Genomic DNA, 7961 nt, shown 5'->3' with positions numbered 1-7961 from the left:
GAGCACGACCTTGCCAAGGTCGGGGTCGCGAGTTCGAGTCTCGTTTCCCGCTCCAAATTCTCAAAAACGCCGCTCACCAGAGCGGCGTTTTTGTTCGTGTCGATTTTGTGGAGAGGGATTGCGTAGCTGTCAGTGCTGAATAATCTGCATATTTCCATATAACTATATTGAATTTATTTAATATAGATTTCGATGCTATGGTTCGTGTCCCTGCGCTGCGTCAAGCGGCAGGGCCTGGATCGGCTACCGCACAGGCGGACCGGCGTTCATTTCATGATCCGGTTCTGATGAGCCTTTCGGAGACAGCCTGTGTCGATCAAATCCATTCTGCTACGCCCTGCGTTATCCCTTCTTCTATTAACAACCTCTCTTCAAGCCGCTCTGGCCGCCGAGCTGATCGTGGGCGACCAGAGCTACGGCGCGCGGACGGTCATGGAGGCGGCTGGCGTACTCGATGATTTGCCCTACACGCTGGAGTGGAAGCAGTTCACTGCGGGCTCGCCCGTAGCAGAAGCGTTGAACGCGGGCAGTCTGGACGTCGGCTTGCTGGGTGACGCGCCGGTGTTATTTCTCGGTGCGTTGGGCGCCCCGATCAAAGTGGTGGGCGTGTCCCGGCAAAACCTTGCGGGCGTGGCGATCGTGGTCGGCAAGGACTCAACAATCCAATCGGTGGCGGACCTTAAGGGCAAGCGTGTGGCCATCTGGAAAGGGTCGTGGAGCCAGCAGTTGATGCTGACCGCGCTGGACAAGGCCGGCATTGCCCGGGACGCGGTCGAGTACCGCTACCTCAGTGCCCTGGACGCGTCTCATGCTCTGGATGGCGGTTCGGTTGATGCCATCGCCACCTGGGATCCCTATGTGATTCAGCAGGAACGGCAAGGCAGCCGGGTGATCATCACCGCGCAGAACCTGATTCCGGCGCAGAGCTTCATTGTCGCCAACGACCGCTCGATCAAAGACAAGCGCGAGTTGATCAGCGATTTCATCCAGCGCCTGCAAAAGGCCCGGGCCTGGTCCGTGGCCAGCAAGCAAAACACCGACAGCTATGCCAATGCCTGGGCGGTCCTGACCAAAGCGGACCCGGAAGTGGCGCGGCGCTGGTTCGAGCGTTCTGCGACGGTGGTATTGCCCATCACGCCGCAAGTCATCAGTCAGGCCCAACAGACCATCGACTTTTTCAACGACGCCGGGCTGACGAAATCCTATCCGGCTGGCACTGTGTTCGATGACTCGTTCGCCTCCGCTTTCAAGGCTGTAGAGCAGGCTCCGGCACAAGCGGCGCGTTGATCACTCATTGCCAGTCACCGCAGGCTCTGGTCTGCAGGAGCACGTATCCATGGGCTTCACCTCGCTGCATTGGGGCGTTTACCGTCCGCGCGTTGTCAACGGGCGTCTCACAGGCATGGACCCGGCGCACTGGGACGGAGACCCTTCACCAATCGGTGCGTCCATTCCGGGTGCGATCGACTCAACCACGCGCATCCGTCGGCCCGCCGTGCGGCGCAGTTTTCTTGAGCGTTTCGACGATCACCCGGCGTTGCGCAATCCTCATCTGCGCGGCAATGAGGCATTCGTTGAGGTGTCGTGGGACGTCGCTCTGGACCTGGTGGCGACGGAACTCGCCCGGGTGAAAAGCGAGCATGGCAACCAGGCCATCTTCGGCGGCAGCTACGGCTGGGGCAGTGCAGGGCGCTTTCATCACGCGCAGAGTCAGCTGCATCGATTCCTCAACAGTTATGGCGGCTACGCGTACAGCGTCGACAGTTACAGCCTTGGCGCGGGCCGTGTATTGATGCCGCATATCGTCGGCAACATGGACTGGCTGCTGGGCGGGCACACGTCCTGGCAAAATCTGGCTGAGCATTGCGAGCTGTTCGTGGCATTCGGCGGCCTGCCCGTCAAGAACGCGCAATGCAGCCCTGGCGGTGCCAGCGATCATCTGGTCAGCAGCGGCATTCGTCAGATGTCCGACGCTGGCGTGCGTTTCGTCAATGTCAGCCCCTTGCGCGACGACCTGCTCGGGCCTGAGCACACCGCGTGGCTGGCCGTGCGACCCGGCACTGACACGGCGTTAATGATGGCGCTGTGTTGGGTGCTGGTGGATGAAGGGCTGCACAATGAGGCCTTCCTGCGCGAGTACACCGTGGGCCATGAGCGGTTCATCGAGTATGTGCGTGGCGCAGTCGATGGTGTGGCAAAGACGCCCGAGTGGGCGGCGTTGCTCACAGACATCCCCGCTCACCGCATCACTGGACTTGCACGCGAGATGGCCGCGAAGCGCACCATGATCAACGTCGCTTATTCATTGCAGCGCGCGCAGTTTGGCGAGCAGCCATTCTGGATGACCGTGACGCTGGCGGCGATGCTGGGTCAGATCGGCCTGCCGGGCGGCGGGTTTGGTCTGGGTTATGGCTGCATGAACAACACCGGCAGCGGCCGCAAGGCATTTTCCGGGCCGCGCTTTTCTCAAGGGGTTAACCCGGTCAAGGCGTTCATACCGGTCGCGCGGGTGACCGACATGCTGCTTCACCCAGGCGAAAGCTTTGATTACAACGGCCAGCGTCATGTGTACCCGGACATCCGGCTGGTGTATTGGGCTGGCGGCAATATTTTCCACCATCATCAGGACATCAACCGTCTGTTGACCGCCTGGCAGCGGCCGGAAACCATTGTCGTTCACGAACAGTTCTGGACGGCTCAGGCCAAACACGCAGATATCGTCCTGCCAGCCACCACTGCGCTGGAGCGCGATGACATCGGCAGCGCGGCGTCGGATCGCTTCATGATTGCCATGCATCAGGCAATCGAGCCGGTGGGGGAGGCGCGCGATGACTACGCAATTTTTGCCGAGCTGTCCCGTCGGCTGGGCTGTGAATCGGTGTTTACCGAAGGCCGCGACGCCGGGCAATGGCTGCGCTTGCTGTATGAAGAGTCGCGGCCGCGCGCCGGAAGCTTCGCCATCGAATTGCCCGAGTTTGAGCAATTCTGGCACGAAGGCCTGATCGAGGTGGATTACCCGCCCGATGAGACGGTGCTGCTGCGGGCGTTTCGTGAGGACCCGTTGGGGAACCCGCTGCAGACGCCTTCGGGCAAAATCGAGATATTCAGTGAAACGATCGCCGGCTTCGGTTATGCCGACTGCCCCGGCCATCCCGTGTGGCTGGACAAGCCCGCGCCATCGTTTCCCCTGCATCTGCTGTCGAATCAGCCGAAGACGCGCCTGCACAGCCAGTACGACCATGGCAGTTACAGTCAAGCGTCGAAAATACAGGGACGCGAGCCGATGACGATCAGCCCGCAAGACGCCCTGGCGCGGGGGATTTGCGAGGGCGATGTGGTCCGGGTTTACAACAGCCGAGGCGCGTTTCTGGCAGGGGTGCGGGTGTCCGACGATATTCGGCCGGGCGTCGTGCAGATAGCCACAGGCGCCTGGTTTGATCCGCTGGTGAAAGGGCAGGCCAATAGCCTGGAAATACACGGCAACCCGAACGTGGTGACCGAGGATGTCGGTGCGTCGAGCCTGTCTCAGGGATGTTCGGCGCAGACGGTGTCGGTCGAGGTCGAAAAATGGCACGGCGAGCTGCCCGCCATCACCGCATTCGCGCCGCCGGAGATGTTGGCTTGATAGGCTGATTGAAGGCGTACTCACGTTTGCTCATCCTGTGAGACCGGCTTCAGGCTGAACGCCCTCGCTCTCCGTGGGACCGGCTTCAGCCGGGAAGGGGCCAATCGTCACGCTGAAAATCGAGGGTGATAGCACTGGCGCCTTCCCGGCTGAAGCCGGTCCCACTGAGGTGATGCGGCGCTCCTGCAGGATTGGCCTCAGACAGGAATGTGAGTGAAGGCGTATTTAGTGGGACCGGCTTTAGCCGGGAAGAGGCCAATCGTCACGCTGAAAATCGAGGGTGATAGCACTGGCGCCTTCCCGGCTGAAGCCGGTCCCACTGAGAAAATGCGGCGCTCCTGCAGGATTGGCCTCAGGCATGATTGTGAGTGAACGCGTTTTTAGTGGGACCGGCTTTAGCCGGGAAGGGCGTTGCAGTGCATCACAACTTGACCGCACGCCCCGCAAATACCGCTTTGCCCACCCCTTGCAATACCACGTCATTCTGCGGCGTGTGCACGCGGCCGCAGAGTACGTTGCGGTAGTGTCGTTGCAGCGGATTGCTTCGTGACAGGCCGGGGTTGCCGGTTGCCTCAATGGCCAGCTCGACCGCACGGATTGCGTTGCTGGTCACCAGGTATTTGATCTGCGCTGCATGGGCGGCCGGCGTCAGGCCGTGGCTCGCCGCTTGCAGCAATGTCCTGTTGGCGAACAGCAGCGTGTCGATGTGGCCAAGCACTTCCTGAAAGCGCGGCAGTGTCGACAGCGATGCGCCAAGATTTGAGGGCGCGCGTTGCTCCAGGAAATCCACCAGCCAGTCCCGTGCCGATTGCGCGATGCCGTCATAGACCGACGACAGCAGCACCGCCATCCACAGCAAACCGATCGCATCCAGCTCTGGCTGGGGAGAACTTGCCGGGCTGGTGTTGACGGCATGCTCGAGCGGCACCAGCACGTTCTCGAAAATCACCTCGTGGCTGGAGGTCGCGCGCATGCCCAAATGGTCCCAGTCCTCGACAATGCGCACACCCGGGCTGTCCCTGGGCACCAGCCAAACGCCCACGCGCGGATCGACGTCATCGCTGCGCGCCCAGACGTTCAGCCAGGTCAGACCGTGGCTGCCTGTCGAGTAAATCTTGCGGCCGTCGATCCGCCATCCTTCTGCGGTGCGGCGTGCAATTGTCGCCGGCAGCCCACCGCGCGAAGGCGAACCCAGGTCCGGCTCAACCCGCAGGGCATTGATCAGCGCGCCGTTTCTGACCGCATCAAGCGCCACTTGCCGGTAGAGAGGGTCAGGCCAGTTTTTGGCCTCGCGCATCCGCGCATGCTGAAGGTACTGCATGACCAGAATCAACGCGGTGGACGGTTCACCCCGCGCCACGGCGCTGATCACCTGCCGTGCTCTTTCGAGATCGGCATCGCCGCCACCCAGTGCAGCCTCGACAGTCAGCCCAAGTAAGCCGTGCTCGTGCAGCAAACGGAAGTTGGCGTGGGGGAATTCAGCGCTTTCATCGTAGTGCTGCGCGGTTTCGGCCAACCGCTGGGTGATGCCCTGCAAACGCGCGGCAAACGCGGCATCTGACTCAACGTCCGGCGTCGGGGCGGCTTGCCACTGCACACCTGCGTTCATGCCGGCACCTGCGCATGAGCGTTTGGATAACGGGGTTCTGCATCGGTCTGCTCCGCGTGCCGTGCGGCGGTGTAACGATTGACCGGAAAGGCCAGACCGAAGTGTTCGCGCAACGTCGAGCCGTTGTAGTCGCTGCGCTGCAGACCGCGCTGCTGAAGGACAGGTATGACCCATTCGGTGAAGGTCTTGAGGCCGTCCGGTAGCAACGAATTGATGATGAAGCCGTCACTGGCGCCATGCTCGAACCAATGCTGGATCGCGTCGGCGACCTGCTCGGGGGTGCCGACGAATTCGCGCCGGGGACGGGAAAAGTCCAGTGCAACCTGGCGCAGGGTCAGGTTTTGCTCCCGCGCCTGCTGCTTGATGCGATCAGAGCCGCCTTTCTGGCTGTTGGCGCCCAGATCCCCTACGTCCGGGAATGGCGCATCCAACGGGTACTGGCTGAAGTCGTGGTCATTGAACGGCCGGCCCAGCGCGACGATGGCATCTTCGATACTCACCAGTTCGACGGCTTGCTGATAGCGCCGCTCCACCTCCGTGGCATCGCGACCGACGATGGGACGGATTCCCGGCAGGATCGACAGGTCATCCGGGTTGCGGCCGAACCCTATGGCGCGTCGTTTGAGGTCTGCGTAGTAAGCCTGCGCTTCCTCCAGCGACTCGGCGTGGACGAATATCGCATCGGAGTATTCGGCGGCGAAGTTGCGCCCGTCCTCAGAAGTGCCAGCCTGAAACAGCACCGGCTGGCCCTGACGCGACCGGGCAATGTTCAGCGGGCCCTTGACCTGAAAAAAGTCGCCCTTGTGATTCAAGGCGTGCAGTTTGCCGCGGTCGAAAAACTCGCCGGTCTGCTTGTTGCGCGTAAAGGCGTCGTCTTCCCACGAGTCCCACAGCCCTTTGACCGTCGACACGTGCTCCCTGGCGATTCGATAGCGCACGGCGTGGGGCGGGTGCTCGTCCTTACTGAAGTTTTCCGCCGTGCCGCTGAGCCAGGACGTCACAACGTTCCATCCCGCGCGACCGCCGCTGATGTGGTCCAGGGAGGCAAGCTGCCGCGCCACCTGAAAGGGCTCGGTATAGCTGACGGTCACGGTGGCCACCAGGCCGATCTTCGAGGTTGTCGCTGCCAGCGCCGACAGCAGGGTCAGCGGTTCGAAACGGTTAAGGTAGTGCGGGCTGGATCGCTCGTGAATGTGCAGGCTGTCGGCGATGAATACGAAGTCAAACTTCGCGTCTTCGGCCAATCGCGCCTGATCCCTGTACCAGCCGAAATTCGTGCTGGCGTCGGCTTGCGCGTCCGGGTGGCGCCACTCGCCCCAGCCGTGGCCCACGCCGTGGACCATGGCGCCAAATTTGAGTTGACGAGGTTTGCTCATGATGTTGCTCCTGAGTCGCTGATTCGAGGCGCTTAGCGCGCAGCTTGCGGATTGGTCGGGTTGGCAGCGCGCTCGGCGGCCAGGCGAATGGCGTTGAAGTCCGGGTCGAAACCGTGAGACACGTCGACATGCCGGGTGAGGATGCCTTCGCGCTGATAGATGTCTGCGGTGTTCTGCAGGCCTTTGATCACGCCATCGTCAATGCTCACCCGCTCCATTTTTGTGTCCTGGTTGACGGCCAGGTGCACGGCCATTGGCAGCCCTGTGACCTTGGTCTGCGCGGCGGCGTATTCGGCAGGGTGATCGTTGACCCAGCGATAGGCCCGGTCGAGGCGCACCACGAAGTCATCCAGTTGCACGCGCTTGTCGGCGATGGCTTTGCTGGTCGCAGCCAGGTAGGAATGGTTGGTCAACAGGTCCGGCCCGCTCGGCAGGATGCGCGCGCCGTTCTGCGTCGCGACGGTGGTGTACGGTGCCCACGTGGCCCACGCATCGGCGTCCCCGTTATCGAGAATCAGGCGGGATTCACTGGGTAACAGATAGACGAAGTGGACGTCGCTGGTTTTCAGTCCCGCTTCGTTCAACGCGCGGATGGCCAGGTAGTGGCCGATGGAGCCGCGGCCGGTGACGATGCGCTTGCCCTTGAGGTCGGCGACAGATTGGATCGGCGAGTCATCGCGCACAATCAGCGCCGTGGTGTAGCGACCGCTGACGTGGGTAATGCTGATGACCTTCAACGAGGCGCCCGCGCCCAAGGCGAACACGTACGGCGCATCGCCCAGCGCGCCGACGTCGACCGCGCCGGCATTCAGTGCTTCGCCCAATGGCGATGCTGAAGGGAACTCCGAAAATTTGATTTCATACGGGACGTCTTTCAGCTCGCCGGAAACCTCCAGCAGCACCTTCAAGGCAGATTTCTGGTTGGCCACCAGCAAGGGCTGTAGCGGTTCGGCGGCATGTGTGGCGCCGCCGAAAGACAATGCCAGCAAGCTGGCGAGCCAGACGGTTCTGACGCGTCGCAAGGCAGGGAAGGGGGCGAACATGGTGCGTATCTCCAGGCGTCGAGGTGAATGCTTGGCCTCCGCCTGGAGAAGGGGTCGGCAAGAGGTTTGACCTTATGCCTATAAGAAAGGGAATAGAAGTATCGTTTGGTTATAAGCTAATTATGTATTTGTGTGATTATAGGATTACGTTTATATAAGCGTAATGCATATATCTCTTCGAGATGATGCGTTTTGGTAGGAGCGCGCTTGCCCGCGAATGCAATTTGCCTGCGCCGTATCCGGTCACTGACACACCGCTATCGCATATCGCGGGCGAGGACTCCTGCACGCAGGACCCGGCTCAGATT

General features: G+C 61.5%; 5 protein-coding genes. 2 read left to right on the top strand and 3 right to left on the bottom strand.

The features are described from left to right. The first annotated feature begins 324 nt into the window (after positions 1-324). Together QRN48_RS15950 and QRN48_RS15945 are read left to right on the top strand one after the other, a co-directional pair. Positions 325-1287: an ABC transporter substrate-binding protein gene (locus QRN48_RS15950; RefSeq protein ID WP_285351641.1), complete on the top strand. Its 963-nt coding sequence runs from the start codon at positions 325-327 to the stop codon at positions 1285-1287. A 49-nt stretch (positions 1288-1336) separates the two neighbouring features. Next, positions 1337-3625 carry a molybdopterin guanine dinucleotide-containing S/N-oxide reductase gene (locus tag QRN48_RS15945; protein WP_285351637.1) on the top strand — a complete coding sequence of 763 codons (2289 nt, stop codon included), beginning with the start codon at positions 1337-1339 and terminating at the stop codon, positions 3623-3625. 421 nt (positions 3626-4046) lie between these two features. On the opposite strand, the gene QRN48_RS15940 is transcribed toward QRN48_RS15945, so the two are convergent. Genes QRN48_RS15940 through QRN48_RS15930 form a run of 3 tightly spaced genes read right to left on the bottom strand, consistent with a single transcriptional unit; the run spans position 4047 to position 7653 of the window. Beyond that, positions 4047-5234, bottom strand: a complete 1188-nt coding sequence (locus QRN48_RS15940) for an acyl-CoA dehydrogenase family protein (protein ID WP_191945304.1) — start codon at positions 5232-5234, stop codon at positions 4047-4049. Then, positions 5231-6610, bottom strand: coding sequence for an LLM class flavin-dependent oxidoreductase (locus tag QRN48_RS15935; RefSeq protein ID WP_285351636.1), 1380 nt, complete (start codon positions 6608-6610; stop codon positions 5231-5233). The genes QRN48_RS15940 and QRN48_RS15935 overlap by 4 nt, the downstream gene beginning before the upstream one ends. A 32-nt stretch (positions 6611-6642) precedes the next feature. Continuing rightward, the gene (locus QRN48_RS15930) at positions 6643-7653 is read right to left on the bottom strand and encodes an ABC transporter substrate-binding protein (protein ID WP_285351635.1); all 1011 of its coding nucleotides are present in this window, start codon (positions 7651-7653) and stop codon (positions 6643-6645) included. Positions 7654-7961 lie beyond the last annotated feature (308 nt).

The sequence above is a fragment of the Pseudomonas sp. ME-P-057 genome, from assembly GCF_030208975.1.
Lineage (GTDB): Bacteria > Pseudomonadota > Gammaproteobacteria > Pseudomonadales > Pseudomonadaceae > Aquipseudomonas > Aquipseudomonas lutea.
The sequence above is the reverse complement of the archived record's forward strand: the minus strand, read 5'-3'. Positions and strand labels throughout refer to the sequence as shown.

What these genes read in the sequence shown, in the direction of transcription:
- QRN48_RS15945 (WP_285351637.1), top strand. Translation starts at nt 1,337, where the DNA reads ATGGGCTTCACCTCGCTGCATTGGGGCGTTTACCGTCCGCGCGTTGTC.
- QRN48_RS15940 (WP_191945304.1), bottom strand. Translation starts at nt 5,234, where the DNA reads ATGAACGCAGGTGTGCAGTGGCAAGCCGCCCCGACGCCGGACGTTGAG.
- QRN48_RS15935 (WP_285351636.1), bottom strand. Translation starts at nt 6,610, where the DNA reads ATGAGCAAACCTCGTCAACTCAAATTTGGCGCCATGGTCCACGGCGTG.
- QRN48_RS15930 (WP_285351635.1), bottom strand. Translation starts at nt 7,653, where the DNA reads ATGTTCGCCCCCTTCCCTGCCTTGCGACGCGTCAGAACCGTCTGGCTC.